At 55.2% G+C, this 15,822-nt stretch carries 7 protein-coding genes; 2 read left to right on the forward strand and 5 right to left on the reverse strand.

All coding sequences use genetic code 11. From position 1 onward, the window contains the following. Window positions 1–313: 313 nt before the first annotated feature. On the forward strand, window positions 314–10,471 hold the full coding sequence (locus ATY27_RS02820) for a cadherin-like beta sandwich domain-containing protein (RefSeq protein WP_208932647.1): 10,158 nt from the start codon (window positions 314–316) through the stop codon (window positions 10,469–10,471). 67 nt (window positions 10,472–10,538) lie between these two features. On the opposite strand, the gene ATY27_RS02825 is transcribed toward ATY27_RS02820, so the two are convergent. The 5 genes from ATY27_RS02825 to ATY27_RS02845 form a co-directional block, all read right to left on the reverse strand. Continuing rightward, window positions 10,539–11,621: a hypothetical protein gene (locus ATY27_RS02825; RefSeq protein ID WP_208932648.1), complete on the reverse strand. Its 1,083-nt coding sequence runs from the start codon at window positions 11,619–11,621 to the stop codon at window positions 10,539–10,541. A 42-nt stretch (window positions 11,622–11,663) separates the two neighbouring features. Continuing rightward, entirely contained in the window at window positions 11,664–13,034 is a 1,371-nt protein-coding gene (locus ATY27_RS02830) for an ATP-binding protein (RefSeq protein ID WP_208932649.1), read from the reverse strand. Then, window positions 13,031–13,375, reverse strand: coding sequence for a winged helix-turn-helix domain-containing protein (locus ATY27_RS02835; protein WP_208932650.1), 345 nt, complete (start codon window positions 13,373–13,375; stop codon window positions 13,031–13,033). The genes ATY27_RS02830 and ATY27_RS02835 overlap by 4 nt, the downstream gene beginning before the upstream one ends. Window positions 13,376–13,669: 294 nt before the next feature. Beyond that, window positions 13,670–13,951 carry a response regulator gene (locus ATY27_RS02840; RefSeq protein WP_208932651.1) on the reverse strand — a complete coding sequence of 94 codons (282 nt, stop codon included), beginning with the start codon at window positions 13,949–13,951 and terminating at the stop codon, window positions 13,670–13,672. A 46-nt stretch (window positions 13,952–13,997) separates the two neighbouring features. Further along, window positions 13,998–14,861 (reverse strand): LysR substrate-binding domain-containing protein, encoded by an 864-nt coding sequence (locus ATY27_RS02845; RefSeq protein WP_208932652.1) that lies wholly within the window; start codon window positions 14,859–14,861, stop codon window positions 13,998–14,000. A 160-nt stretch (window positions 14,862–15,021) separates the two neighbouring features. On the opposite strand from ATY27_RS02845, the gene ATY27_RS02850 reads away from it, so the two are divergent. Continuing rightward, complete coding sequence (locus ATY27_RS02850; RefSeq protein WP_208932653.1) at window positions 15,022–15,564, forward strand: lipocalin-like domain-containing protein; 543 nt, start codon at window positions 15,022–15,024, stop codon at window positions 15,562–15,564. Window positions 15,565–15,822 lie beyond the last annotated feature (258 nt).

Here is a 15,822-nt window from a genome sequence, read left to right on the forward strand (position 1 = left end):
CAATTCAAAAAACCTGATTGATGTAGTTATTTCCGGGCGTTAACGGCTGCAGTAAAAGTGCGTTATCAACCCGGCGTTAAACGGAATAACTGCGCTGTTGAACGCAATTAATCCGGTTACAGCCAATAAGCTTCTACTGTTTACCAAGCTGGCGTATTGCGACGATTCTCTGTTGTGCCAAATATTTAGCTGGAAATTTTTCCTGTTTTTTTAACAGCCTTTTATACTGGTAGCGCCAGACCCGATTTCTTCGATGTGTTTTTTTGCATTTGCCGCGCAACGGCAGTCAAATTTCAGACAAGGAGAGTGACAAATGTCTTTGTTTTTCCATGAGTTCCTGCAGGATTTTCGCATTATGACCCAACAGATCACCCACTTTGTCAGCCGATGGCTGTTCGCATTGCTGCTCGGAATTTGTGCTTGCGGAATGTCCACTGCCCAGGCCGCAGCACCAACAGTCACCGAAGTGACCGGCATTCCTTATGGCACCTCGATTGCGAATGTGACCTATGGCGGCGGGAAATATGTTGCAATATCAAGCTACGGCAAGGTTTACACGTCAACGGATGCCGAGGCCTGGTCCTACAGCTCGGCAATCAATATCACCAGCCCGCGACGGGTGATTTATTTCAACAGCCGGTTTGTAGTGGCGGGTGGCGCGGGAGCTATTTATACCTCACCTGATGCGGTGACCTGGACCCAACAAACGTCTGGCACGTCGCAGAATTTGTACGCGATGGAAGCGTATTCCGGCAAGCTATATGCGGCTGGTGGCAACAGGGCTGTGATCACATCAACCGATGGCACGACCTGGTCGGCTGTGACGATGAACGTCGGCAATGCCACGGATGACCTGATGACGATAACCTCTGGTAATGGTTTGCTGGTTATTGCGGCACGTCCTGCTTCAGCGTTTTCTACATTTTATCGTTCATCCACCGGTGCTTCGAATTCCTGGAGTATCAGCACTGGGCTTGATTTCACCACCAACGGCGCTTATTTCCTGAATGATCGCTTTTACGCCTTTTACGCAGGAACCCGGGTAGAAACGTCAACAGATGCCGCGACCTGGACTGAAATCACCTCGACGTCGGTGACCAAACCGGATAGTTCGACCACTGTATTGGGCTCGCCCAATCAAATGTTCCGCGGTTATCACGACGGTACCAACTACCTGTTATTTGGTTCCGGCGGAACTTATGGCTACGGCACTATTATCCGCTCGACCAATGCCAGCACTTATACGATGGTGGCTCCGACGGCCTCTATCGTGGCGCAGGGTGCTGATTTACTGAATGGCAAATATTTTCAATGGGGTAATGAAGGCCTGGCGGTGTCTGACGACGGCCTGACCTACCATTTTGTTACAGGCAGTTATAACAGCATTGCCACCAACGGTACTGGCGGTTTTTCATTAGTGGGCGCTCAGGGAAATGACTCTTCTGCGGTCTCTGCAACTTCGTCCAGTTGGCCAACACTCAGCGCATTGGCGACCCGCACCGGCACTAAATCCTTTAATGATGTGATATGGAATGGCAGCCAGTATGTTGCGGTCGGTGAAAAGGTTATCGCAACTTCCGCCGATGGCAGCAGCTGGACCAATGCCGGTACCCATGCGGGCAATGTGTATTATTCTGTGTTGTATCAGGGCGGCAATTATTTGGTGTCTGGTCATGACGCGAGCAATCAGTGGAAATTCTGGCGCGGTTCAAACCTGTCCAGTCTGACCGTCGTCGAGACACTGGATACCTGGTTTTTCCGCGTGAAGTATGAAAATGGTACTTTTTTTGCCGTTGGCTACGACAATAACAGTTACTTAGGGGTGGTCTATACCTCGCCGGACGGCATCACCTGGACTGACAATACCCCGGTGCTGCCGGGCAGCAATTATTATTACAATGATGTTGTCTGGACCGGCAGTAAATATGTCGTGACCGGTACCAGTTATGCCAGCAGTACTTATACCTTTTTCAGTACCTCAACTACCACACCAACCAATCCAGCCAGTTACAGTGCCAAAGCGTTGATTTCCGGCGCTCCCGGTGGCAGCCAAATTGTTGCAGACTGGAATCAGGGGGCACTCCGTTATGTCAATGGCCATATTGTGGGCGTGCTGAATGATGTGGCAGATAGCGGCTACCCGGCATATCTGATTGATTCCGATGATGAAGGTGCAACCTGGACTACAACCGCGTTGGATGGTGTCGGTTATTACACCGGCAGCACCGTAGATGGTAACAGCGTCAAATTTGTCAGTGTGTCTGGCATGCTGGCCAATGTGGAGTTTGCCGTCAATAACGCGCCAACGGTGACAACGACAGCCGCGTCCAGCATTACCAAAACAACTGCGACCGTTGGCGGTGATGTGACCTCTGATGCGGGTTCAGCGGTGACGGAACGGGGGGTGGTCTATGCGTTAACCACGGCCGATCCGACCCCAACCTATGCCGAAGTGAATGGCACCACAGTGTTTAAGAGCACAACCAGTGGTACCACCGGCGCTTATTCGATCGGGCTTTCCGGGCTGACTGCAGGCAGCCAGTATAGTGTTGCGGCATACGCCTTAAATGCCAATGGGACTGGTGCTGGTACGACTGAAACCTTCACCACTACAGCGCTTAGCACAAATGCAAATTTATCGGCTTTAGGCCTGAGTTCCGGCACTTTATCACCTGGTTTTGCCGCGGGTACTATCAGCTATACCGCTTCGGTCGGCAACGCGACCACCAGCATCACCACCACAGCAACCACGGCAGACAGTGCTGCGACGGTAACGGTGAATGGTGTGTCCGTCAGCAGTGGTGTGGCATCCGGCGCAATTGCGCTTAATGTTGGTGCCAATACCGTGACTGTGGTCGTCACTGCTGAAGACGGCAGCACCACCAAAACCTACACAGTGACAGTGACCCGGGCGGCCAGCAGCAATGCTGACTTGTCGGGTTTAACACCAAGCAGCGGTAGTTTAAGCCCTGGTTTTGCTGCGGGAACGACCAGCTACACGGCGTCAGTCAATAATGCGACCAGCAGTATCACCATTACCCCGACTACCGCAGACAGTTCAGCCACAGTGACCGTCAACGGCGTGACTGTCAGCAGTGGTGCGGCGTCTGGTGCTATTGCGCTCAATGTCGGTGCCAATGCCGTGACCGTCGTTGTGACGGCGCAAGATGGCACTACGACCAAAACGTACACTGTCACTGTCACCAGATCGGTCAGTACAAATGCCGACTTGTCGGGCTTAACGCCAAGCAGCGGCAGCTTAAGCCCAGGCTTTTCAGCCGGCACCACCAGCTATACGGCATCGGTCAGTAATGCCACCAGCAGCATCACCATCACCCCGACGACAGCAGACAGTGCGTCAACCGTGACGGTGAATGGCGTGGCTGTGACCAGTGGCGCCGCATCCGGTTCTCTTGCGCTTAATGTTGGTACTAATACGGTGACTGTGGTGGTGACTGCTGAAGACGGCACTACCACCAAAACTTACACAGTGACGGTGACCCGTGCGGCCAGCAGCAATGCCGACCTGGCGGGTTTAACACCAAGCAGCGGCAGCTTAAGCCCGGCTTTTGCGGCAGGCACCACCAGTTATACGGCGTCGGTCAGTAACGCCACCAGCAGTATCACCATCACCCCAACAACAGCAGACAGCACTGCAACTGTGACCGTCAACGGTGCGACTGTGAGCAGCGGTGCCGCGTCCGGCGCTATTGCCCTGACTGTGGGTGCCAATACTGTCACTGTGGTAGTGACTGCGGAAGATGGCACCACGACGAAGACTTACACAGTGACCGTCACCCGCGCGGCCAGTAGCAATGCCGATCTTGCCGGCTTCACCCCAAGCAGTGGCAGCTTAAGCCCGGGCTTTGCGGCAGGGACCACCAGCTATACGGCGTCGGTCAGTAACGCGACAAGCAGTATCACGATCACCCCGACCAGCGCAGACAGTACTGCAACAATTACCGTGAACGGAGTGACTGTGAGCAGTGGTGCGGCGTCCGGTGCCATTGCGCTCAATGTTGGTGCGAATACAGTGACAGTCGTGGTGACTGCCGAAGATGGCACCACCACCAAGACATATACGCTGACAGTGACACGGGCGGCCAGCAGCAATGCTGACCTTGCCGGCTTAACACCAAGCAGTGGCAGTTTAAGCCCAGGCTTTGCGGCAGGCACCACCAGCTATACGGCGTCAGTCAGTAATGCCATCAGCAGTATCACTATCACTCCAACCACGGCTGATAGCACCGCAACGGTGACGGTGAATGGCTCGACAGTAAGCAGCGGCGCCGCATCTGGTGCTATTGCGCTTAATGTTGGTGCGAATACGGTGACTGTTGTTGTCACTGCCGAAGACGGCACTACCACCAAAACCTACACAGTGACTGTGACCCGGGCTCTAAGCAGTAATGCTGACCTTTCCGGCTTAACACCAAGCAGTGGCAGCTTAAGCCCAGCCTTTGCGGCAGGGACCACCAGCTATACGGCGTCAGTCAGTAATGCCACCAGCAGTATCACCATCACCCCAACCACCGCCGACAGCGCTTCGACAGTCACTGTCAACGGCTCGACAGTGACCAGTGGTGCCGCATCCGGTGCTATTGCGCTTAATGTTGGTGCTAATACGGTGACTGTTGTTGTCACTGCCGAAGACGGCTCCACCACCAAAACCTATACAGTGACTGTGACCCGGGCGTTAAGCAGTAATGCCGACCTGTCCGGCTTAACACCAAGCAGCGGCAGTTTAAGCCCAGGTTTTGCGGCAGGGACCACCAGCTATACAGCGTCGGTCAGTAACGCCACCAGCAGCATCACGATTACTCCGACTACGGCAGACAGTACAGCAACAGTGACTGTAAACGGCGTGTCTGTCAGCAGTGGCGCGGCATCCGGAGCTATTGCCCTGACGGTTGGCACCAACACTATTACTGTGGTCGTCACAGCCGCAGACAGCACAACCAAAACCTATACCATCGTAGTGACGAATGTGAATGAAGCGCCGGTGATTAGCGGTACTCCGGCGAATAGCGTCATGCAAGACGCAGCTTACAGCTTTACTCCATCAGCATCAGATCCATTCGCCGGGTCAATCCTGACGTTCTCCATCAGCAATAAACCCAGCTGGGCGACTTTTGATACCGCAACCGGTGCATTAACCGGTACGCCAGGTAACAGTGATGTGGGTAGTCATAGTGGTATTGTCATAAGTGTCAGCGACGGTGGATTAAGCTCGGCATTGCCGGCATTCAGCATCAATGTCACCAATGTGAACGATGCGCCGACTATCAGCGGCACACCGCCAACCACGGCAACGCAGGATGTGCTGTATAGCTTTGTGCCGACGGCAGCAGATGTTGATGTCGGGACTACCCTGGTCTTCAGTATCAGCAACAAACCGGCCTGGGCCACGTTTAATACAGCCACCGGCGCCTTAACAGGTACACCGACAAACAGCGATATTGGCAGTTACAGCAATATCGTGATCAGTGTCAGTGATGGTGTAGTCACCAATGCTCTGGCTGCATTTAGCATCCTTGTCGGCAACAGCAACGACGCGCCGACCATCAGCGGTACGCCTGCAACCACCGCCACCCAGGATATTGCTTATAGCTTTATCCCGGTCGCGGATGATGTGGATGTCGGCACCACGCTGGTATTCAGCATCAGCAATAAACCCAGCTGGGCGACTTTTGATACCGCGACGGGCGCGTTAACCGGTACACCGGGTAACAGTGATGTGGGTAGTCACAGCGGTATTGTCATAAGTGTCAGCGACGGTGCTTTAAGCGCCGCATTAGCGGCATTCAATATCACTGTTGCCAATGTGAACGATGCGCCGACGATCAGCGGCACGCCGCCAACCACGGCAACGCAGGATGTGCTGTATAGCTTTGTGCCGACGGCAGCAGATGTGGATGTCGGGACTACCCTGACCTTCAGTATCAGCAATAAACCGGCCTGGGCGACCTTCAATACCGTCACTGGCGCCTTAACCGGCACACCGACAAACAGCGATATTGGCAGTTACAGCAATATTGTGATCAGCGTCAGTGATGGCATCACAACCACTGCGCTGGCTGCGTTTGACATCAGCGTTGCAAACAGCAACGACGCGCCGACCATCAGCGGTACGCCTGCAACCACCGCCACCCAGGATATTGCTTATAGCTTTATCCCGGTCGCGGCGGATGTGGATGTCGGCACCACGCTGGTATTCAGCATCAGCAATAAACCCAGCTGGGCGACTTTTGATACCGCGACGGGCGCGTTAACCGGCACACCGGGTAACAGTGATGTGGGTAGTCACAGCGGTATTGTCATAAGTGTCAGCGACGGTGCTTTAAGCGCCGCATTAGCGGCATTCAATATCACTGTTGCCAATGTGAACGATGCGCCGACGATCAGCGGCACGCCGCCAACCACGGCAACGCAGGATGTGCTGTATAGCTTTGTGCCGACGGCAGCAGATGTGGATGTCGGGACTACCCTGGTCTTCAGTATCAGCAACAAACCGGCCTGGGCGACCTTCAATACAGCCACTGGTGCGTTAACCGGCACACCGACAAACAGCGATATTGGCAGTTACAGCAATATTGTGATCAGCGTCAGTGATGGCATCACAACTACGGCGTTGGCTGCGTTTAACATCAGTGTGGTAGATAGCAATGACGCGCCGACCATCAGCGGCACGCCTGCAACCACGGCCACCCAGGATATTGCTTATAGCTTTATCCCGGTCGCGGCGGATGTGGATGTTGGCACCACGCTGGTATTCAATATCAGCAATAAACCCAGCTGGGCGACCTTTAATACGGCCACAGGGGCATTGACCGGTACACCGGGTAACAGCGATGTCGGCAGTCATAACGGTATTGTGATTAGTGTCAGTGATGGTGCTTTAAGCGCCGCATTACCGGCATTCAGTATCACTGTTGCCAATGTCAACGACACGCCGACAATCAGCGGCACACCGGCAACCAAAGTCACTCAGGGGGTGTTGTACAACTTCACACCAGTGGCTGCAGATATTGATGTCGGCACCACTCTTGCCTTCAGTATCAGCAACAAACCGGCCTGGGCGACCTTTAACCCTGTGACGGGCCAACTGACCGGCACGCCAACCCTTACTGATGTGGGGATCACCAACGGCATTGTGATCCGGGTGTCGGATGGCACTGCCAGCGCGGCATTGGCAGCGTTTAATATAGAAGTACTGAACGGCAATACTGCGCCGGTCGCACAAAACTCTGAAATGACGTTACGTGAAGATGAGCCAGCAGCAATTACTCTGCAAACCTCTGATGCTGAGGGGGATCTGCTGAAAATTGCCATCACCCAACAACCAGCTCATGGCAGTCTGATTGCCGAAGGCGCAGGTTACCGTTATGTGCCGGCTACGGATTATCACGGTAGCGACAGCTTCAGTTTTGTCGCCAGCGATGCAGAATTCAGCTCTGCCACCGCGACCGTCAGTCTGACCATTACACCGGTCAATGATAATCCGATGGCAGTTGCAGATAGTTTCAGTGTGGCGCGACTGGATACCGATCGCTATACCCTGACTGTGCTGAGTAACGACACTGATGTCGATGGCGACCGCCTGACCATTGATGGTGCGACTGCCAGTACCGGTACCGTCACTTTCAGCAGTGCCGGCCTGATTTATCAGGCGCCGGTAGGATATCTGGGACAAGTCGACCTGCGGTATAGCGTCTCTGATGGACAGCAAGGGCGTGCTTCGGCGGAAGTCCGGTTGCAAATTAGCGGTACTGCCGGTGGTAATTTGCCGGTCATAACCCTGCCTGCTGATGTGGAAGTGAACGCGACTGCGTTGTACACCAAAGTTAATTTGGGGGTGGCAACAGCAGTGGACCGGAACGGCCTGACGTTGCCGGTGTCGTTGGTTGATGGCCAAACGTTCTTTGCGCCGGGCGAGCATATTGCTTACTGGCAGGCCACGGACAGTCAGGGCAATAAGGCGACCAAAGGTCAGCGTGTCAGAGTGAAACCACTGGTCTCGCTGAGCAAAGATGCGGTGGTCACCGAAGGCAGCGACGTCACAGTGCAGGTGTTACTGAATGGTCCGGCGCCAACTTATCCGGTGCAGGTGCCATTTACAGTAGCGGGTTCAGCCAATGGCAATGACCATTCGCTAACTGCGGGAGTGGTCGAGATAGCCAGCGGGACTACTGGGGTGATTCAGTTCAGCGTGTTTGAGGATGCGCAGACCGAAGGCACTGAAAATATTCAGATCGCGTTGGATCCAACGCTGAATCTGGGTAGTCAGGCCGTTATGCAGGTCAGCATCAGCGAAGGCAATATTGCACCGACCGTACAGTTGGCAGTCAGCCAGAATGATGAAAACCGCTTAATCGTGGCGAAAAACCAGGGTGTTGTGACCGTGAAAGCCACAGTGGCTGATCAGAACGCACCAGATGTGCTGAGTCTGCAGTGGAGTGCTGCGGGTCTGAATGGCGCAGACATCGATGGTGATGAACTGCAGTTTGATCCGGCCTCACAGGCGACCGGTGTTTACATGGTGAGCATGTCAGCAACGGACAACGGTGCGCCGGCTCTGACTACCACCGATCAGATGTACATTGTCGTGGTCGATGCATTACCAGGCTTGACCGCCATCGATACTGACGGCGACTTAATTCCGGATAATGAAGAAGGTTTTGCCGACACCGACGGCGATGGTATAGCCGACTATCTCGATGTGATTGCCGATTGCAACGTGGTACCGGAAGAAGGCAAGCAGCAGGTCAGTTTCCTAGCTGAAGGTTCACCGGGTGTTTGTTTGCGCCGCGGTCAGGATTCCGTGCTGAGCCAGACCGGTGGTCTGCAGTTGCTGCAAACTGAGGTGGAAACTGACACCGCAGCGGCGAATATTGGCGGTATCTTTGACTTTATCGCCTACGGTCTGCCAGTACCTGGTCAAACCTATCAACTGGTACTGCCACAACGGCTGCCGGTGCCGGCCAATGCAATCTACCGGAAATACAATGTAGTGACTGGTTGGGTTGATTTTGTCAGCAATAGCCGGAACTTTGTTTCGTCCAGTGCCGGTGAACGTGGTTTCTGTCCACCTCCTGGCGATACCCGCTGGAGCGCAGGGTTGACTGAAGGACATTGGTGTGTGCAGGTGTCGGTACAGGATGGCGGCCCGAATGATGCTGATGGCATCGCAAACGGCACTATTGTCGACCCAAGTGGCGTCAGTATCCGCAACAATGGCAACAGTCTGCCCGTGGCGAAGCCTGATGCAGTCACCACCCGTATCGGTATTGCGGTGGAAGTGAAAGTGCTGACCAATGACAGCGATGCCGATGGCGATGTATTGAAAGTAAGTCAGGTCAGTGCCCAATTTGGTCAGGTCGAAATTATGGCCGACCAACAGCTCCGATATACGCCAGCGCCACAGTTCTCCGGCATAGATCGGGTGACCTACAGTGTCACAGATGGCAAAGGTGGCACTGGTAGCAGTGAGCTGACAGTGACAGTGTTGCCGAATAACGGACCTGTTGCGGTAAACGACGTCGCGTCGACCGATGATAAAACCGCGGTCACAATCGCGGTACTAGCAAATGATTCGGATCCGGATGGGGATGTGCTGACGGTATTATCGGCCAGCGCGCAACAGGGAACTGTCACTATTCAGTCTGATAAGTCACTGCGTTATCAGCCAAAAACGGGCTTTGAAGGCACTGATACTGTGGGGTATGTCATCGCTGATAGTCAGGGGATGCAGGCGCAGGGGCAAGTAGTGATTACAGTCAAGGCATATAAGGATGTGATTGTGAACAATAAATCAAGCGGGGGGGCGATGGGCATGTTGTGGTTGGGCTTGCTAATGGTCGCGGCGTGGCGGCGCGGTATAGCAACATTGGTATTGTTAATGTGGTTACCGGCCGCAGCACAAGCCAGTGACTGGTACGGATTTGTCGAGGCCGGTCAGGCCAAAGCCGATCGCAGTGCTGCAGATATCAAGGCGAAGCTCAGCGGCGGTACTTTAGTGGGCCTGGACCAAAAAGACAGTGCATTTGGCCTGGGAGCTGGTTACCAGATCACCGATGCTATCGCCGTCGAGCTGAGTTATTGGGATTTTGGTGAGGCCAGTGCCGACATCAGTCAAAGTAGCCTGACGCCGGCCAGTTACCATGAACTGATCAAACAAGTCAGCCCAGTGTTGGGAGAGGCGGTTGGCGCCGGCGGCCGTTTTACCGTCTTGCAGCAGGAACAGTGGCAACTGGATGTTGCTGCCGGGGTGCTGAACTGGCAGTCCGAGATCAGCAGTGCGATGGGCGGAACTGTGTTGAACAGCAAATTTGATGGCACCGATTTATATTATGCCGTGTCGGCCGGTTACCAGCTGACCAATGAGCTGAGCCTGTCAGCACGCTGGCAACGGACTCAGGTGCAGGACAATGACGTAGATTTGATGACGCTACGGCTGAGTTATCAGTTCTGAACATGACCTGATACAGTATCAGGTGCAGGAGGCTGGGGTTGTCCAGCGCCTGCACCGTCGATCCTGTTTATGGTTTTGCCAGCTGTTTATTAAAAAATGCCACCACAAGCGGGTTCATGGTGTTATGAAACTCCTGCCGGTCAAAGCCCGCCGGATCTGTGCAGACTGTCAGCATTTTCAGCACACCGCAGGGCACCAGAAATGACAGATGCGCCGCATTGGCCACAGAGTGAAACTCAACGCGGTTACCCAGCACATCACGGATCAGTTTGGCGTTGGTCGCGTCCGGTACGTTGATATCTTGATCCCCTTGCCATAGCTGCAGCGGCGCACTGACGTTGGCCAGCGCGTCTTTGCCGCTGAAAGTAAAACCGAGACCCGGTGCGGCGACAACGATGGCTTTAATCCGCTGATCTTGGGCAAAGTTATCAAAACCGGCCGGCAGATCTGGGCCCAGCAGGAAAGAGTTGGACTGGCACAGCATGTCGCAGACAAATTCGCTGTGATCTTTACAATATTGCGCGACACCACGCAGATCCGGTTTGGCACCTGCGGTGGTCAGCACCGTAAAGGCACCAATGGAAAAGCCAAAAGCGCCGACCCGGTTGGCGTCAACCTGCGCATGGCCTGGCCACTGGTTCAGTATAAAGTCGATGGTCGAGCGCAGCTGCTGGCTGCGGCCGGTAAAATAGGCCGGGGTGCCAACTGAACTCATGTCGAGATGGTTATCGCTATGCATCGGCGCGGCAACCACGTAGCCAGCGGCGGCCAGCGCCATGGCTAAATCGGCATGGCTGGGAATGCCTCCGCCGGTGCCGTGGGAAATGACCACCAGCGGTAAATCAGTCCCGGCGACGGGGCCATTAGTTGCGACCTGCATCAAAAAGCTGCCGGTCCAGCTGGCAGAGGTGGCTGCTGTGGTCGGATACCAAATCCCCAGCCCAAATGGCTTACCGTCGGCATCAACGGCACGCACCGCCTGAAAGCCAACCGGCTGCTCAGTACGCAGTGCGGTCCAGTAAAAGGTGCTGACCAGCAATCCGGCTAACAGCAACAAGGTAAGAAAGATGATTCCGCTCCATTTCAGCAGCGTTTTGCCAAAGGATGGGCGCGTTGTTGTGTGGGTTAGTGGTGATATTGGGTTGTGCATAAGGATCACTCCGGATAAATATGAGGTAAAGTTCGAGCTGCATCAGCCCACAGGGATCTCAATGATGAAGCTGCAGCCACGTCCGTGCAGGCCACGCTCCAGCCGGACAGCACCGCGCAAACGCGCCACTGCCGCCGTCACTATCGCCAGGCCAAGACCGGACCCGGCCACGTCTGTGCCAGCGACCCGATAAAACCGTTCAAACACCAGCGCCTGCTCAGCCGGCGCAATACCAGGGCCGTTGTCGGCGACCGCCAGGCGCAGCTTGCCCTGCTGTTCCGACAGGTCAACGGCGACCTCGCCGCCATCCTGGGTATAGCGCAGCGCGTTTGACAGCAGATTTTGTACAATCGACAACAGCGCCTGTGGGTCCAGCCGGAGGCTTAACTGATCCGGCGCCTCAAGCGATAATTCAATTTGTCGTGCCATTGCGGCCGGCGCGGCATTGGCCAGCTCCTGGCGCAGTAACTGTGCAACATCCAGCAAAGGCGCGGTTGTCATCAGACTGGCGTCGATGCGGGCCAAATCCAGCAGTTGTTCGATCAGGTGAGACATTCGCGCGATCGCCGCGTCCAGATGCGTCGCGGCCTCACCGCGCGTTTGCGCATCTTCCGCCCGCTGCATCACATGAGCCTGCGCGGCGATCACGGCGATTGGTGTTCTGAGTTCGTGGGCGGCGTCCTGCACAAAGCCGTGCTCGCGCGCGATCCTGGCCCTTAACTGGCTGAACAGACGGTCCAGGGCATGAGTCAACGGAGTCAGTTCGGCATAAGTCACATCCAGCGCCAACGGCGTCAGATCATCCGGGCCCCGTGCTGCTATGGCATCGGACAGCCGGCGCAGCGGACGCAGGCCGCGGGTGACCGCAAACCAGACCGGCAGCAGAAAAAGCGGTAATGCAATCAACACCGAGACGGTCAGGTTGCTGCTGATGCGCGCCAGCAATAGACCAGCGGGCGCCGCCGGTTCGCCCAGTAACAATCTCCAGTCGGACGTTTCGCCACGAAACAGCTGATAACGCGTACCGTTCAGAGTGCCCGTGACCACGTCACCGCTCTCGCCGGATAATATGAGTTCGCTTGCCGGCATCGAACTAAACAGCGGTTGTTCCTGGCGGTCGGTCAGCTGGACTAAAAACCGCTGTGGCAGACCGGCCCGCTGATACAGGCTGTTAAACAGCGCCGTATACAGCGCCACGGCTTGCTGCGCCTGCGCTGGATCTTTAATCTGACTCAGCACCATCAACACCGCTTCGCCACGTTGGCGCTGACGCGCATCAACGGTCTGCGGGCCACTTTCCTGCCAGTAATAAAAAGCCATTAACACCAGCCAGACCAGCACCGCTGCCGCGGAAAGTGTCAGGATCACGCGCCGGACCAGGGTCGGACGATTCTGTGTAGTGGACTTAATCATGGCACCAACATATAGCCCACACCCCGAACAGTGCGGACACGTTGCGCGCCGATTTTCCGGCGCAGATTGGAGATGTGGACTTCGAGCAAACTAAAGGTAAGTGCATCACCCAGCGGTTCCAGCCGCTGTGCTAACACGCCCTTTGGCACCACAGTGCCGGGTTCACGCGCCAGTTCCAGCAGTAGCTGAAATTCCCGCCGCAACAAATCAAGCTCCTCACCAGCCAATAAGACTCTGTGCGCGCGCGGGTCGATTTGTAACTGGCCGATGCTCCATAACGCGCTGGCTTGCTGGGCGTAGCGGCGTAATACCGCCCGGACCCGCGACAGCAGCTCGGCCATGGCAAAAGGTTTGATAATAAAGTCGTCGGCGCCGCCGTCTAGAGCACCATATAGCTTAATGAAGCGGCAGCAGCGATAAGCAGAATGGCCGCAGGCAAGGCAGATTTTCGAAGCTTTAGTGATTCTAAAGCGAGAAAATTTAACGCCGCATCCGGCCATTCTGCTATCGCCCGTACGGGAGCGCCTGCAATTGTCTCATGCGACGTTGCCACAGCTCGAAAGAGCACCACTATTCCTTCGCCGTGTCGCCTTGCCTGAGGCAATTGCAGGCAGCTCTGCTGTTCGCTCATTAAGCTATATGGTGCTCCGAGCTAGCCTGTCATCGAGGCCGGAACGGGCGGTGATCATGATGATGGGTAACGTCAATCCGCTACTGCGCCAGCGGGCGAGCAGATCCAGTCCGCAGCCGTCGGGCAGCGCGACGTCAAGCAGGACGCAATCGTAGTCCAGATCGGCGGCGATGCAGGGCGCGTCGGCAAATCGACGCAACCAGACACTGCTAATGCCCTCGGCTTTCAGCGCCTGTTGCAACGCAAAGCCTAAATCCAGATCGTCTTCAATGATAAGTATGTGCATGCCAGCATTATAGCCATGCCAACCTTAAGCAAAGCCAAAACAGCCCCTACACAAACAAACCGAGCAACCAATCGCGAAACAAAGTAGCTTCAGCGGACAAAGGCCGCTGCGGCCAGACCAGGTAGTAGGCACGGGACGCCGGGATCGCCGGTCCCGGAATTCGGCTTAACTGGCCGCTGGCCAGCAAGTCGCGGCACAGCAGTTCAGGCAACAGTGCGATGCCTTGTTGTGCCAGTACCGCGTCCAGCAAGGCTGATTTATCCGGAAAACTGGCAGCATCCGGTTGTTGCGGCAATGTCAGACCGGCCTGACGGAACCAGCGGGCCCAGTCATCATAGGGATTCAGCAGCGGTTGGGTGTGCAGCAGTGTGGTTACCGGCTCTGCCTGGCACAAAGAAGTTGCGACTACCGGGAATAAAGTTTCGGTTTGCAGCGCCTGCGCCATCAGTCCCGGCCAATGGCCATGGCCGTTGCGGATACCAAAATCCAGTTGTTTTTCAGCAAGATCCAAAACAGCCATCGTCGGCACCACTGTCACTTTTATCTCCGGGTGTAACTGCCGAAATTGTGGCAAACGCTCTGCCAGGAAATACTGATACACCGATGGCAAAACGGTCAGGCGCAGTGTGGCTGATTCACGAGTGGCATTCATCTGAACTTCGGCGCTTGCAGTGGCGATCAGCGCAAAGGCTTGTTGCAACTGCAATTGGAATTGCTGGCCAGCGGCCGTCAGGACTACACGTTGGTTGACGCGCTGAAACAACGATACACCCAGTTCTGCTTCAAGTGCCCGCACCTGCCGGCTGACTGCGCCCGGCGTGACATAAAGCTTGGCAGCCGCCTGACGGAAACTGTGTTGTTGCGCCGCCACGGAAAATACATACAAATTATGCAGAGAAGGTAATTTCACATCAAAGTCCGCCCGAGCTGCGTTGACCACTGTCGCTGGTGTTGAGTTTACCTCAACACTGAGCTGGCAGATTAATCGTTTTTCCGCTTGATGGTGCAGTTTTATAGTGCCGCTGCGAACCAGCGCCTGACTGGTGTTGTTACTGTTTCCGGAGCTCTCTATGTTCACCAAATTTGCGATCATCAAATCCTCGACCGCCAAATCAGTATTATCCCGCATTCTCGCTGTCACGGCCCTGACGACGATCATAGCCTCAGCCGGCGCCATGGCTGCGCCTGAGCCGCATCCGTTAGTCGGCAGCTGGCAAATGGACTCGGCCTGGGAGACGCTGGCCGACGGCCGACGTGTTACCACTTACACCGAACATCCTGACGGTTTGCTGCTTATCGATGCCAATGGCCGCTATTCGCTGCAAATTTTCCATCCTAAGCGGAAGAAATTCGCTGGCAGCAAAGCCAGTGCAAGTGCTGAAGAATTTAAAGATGCAGTGATTGGCTCGAGTACCCATTTCGGCACTATCAGTCTGGATCCAACAGCACAGCAGCTGGTGTTTCATATCGAAGCGGCGTCTTATCCAAACTGGAATCACACCACCCAGGTGCGTGATTTCACGCTGAAAAACAATGTGCTGAGTTACGCAGTACCTGCAGCAGCATCCGGCAATGGCACCATTGCCTACTCGGTGTGGCGGCGTTTGCCATAAACCAGCTGCTGAAGCAGTCTTTGCTTTAAGTGGGCAATAGCGCAAGCCCGCGCCGACCGGGCTTGCGTTTTTTTATGCTGTGTAGCCACCGCGGCAGGCCATACTGCAGAGAGTGCTGCAGCGCTGCCAGCTTGGTTTCAACCTCCCCCTTGCCAGATCCCTGCTAGTTCCTTGCTTGAAACTTCCCGGTAATTCAGGTTTGATGGGAAATTGTCATTCTGGTGCAACACTGTCACCGGTCTGGTGCAGGCGTTGTCG

Source organism: Rheinheimera sp. F8 (genome assembly GCF_001518915.1).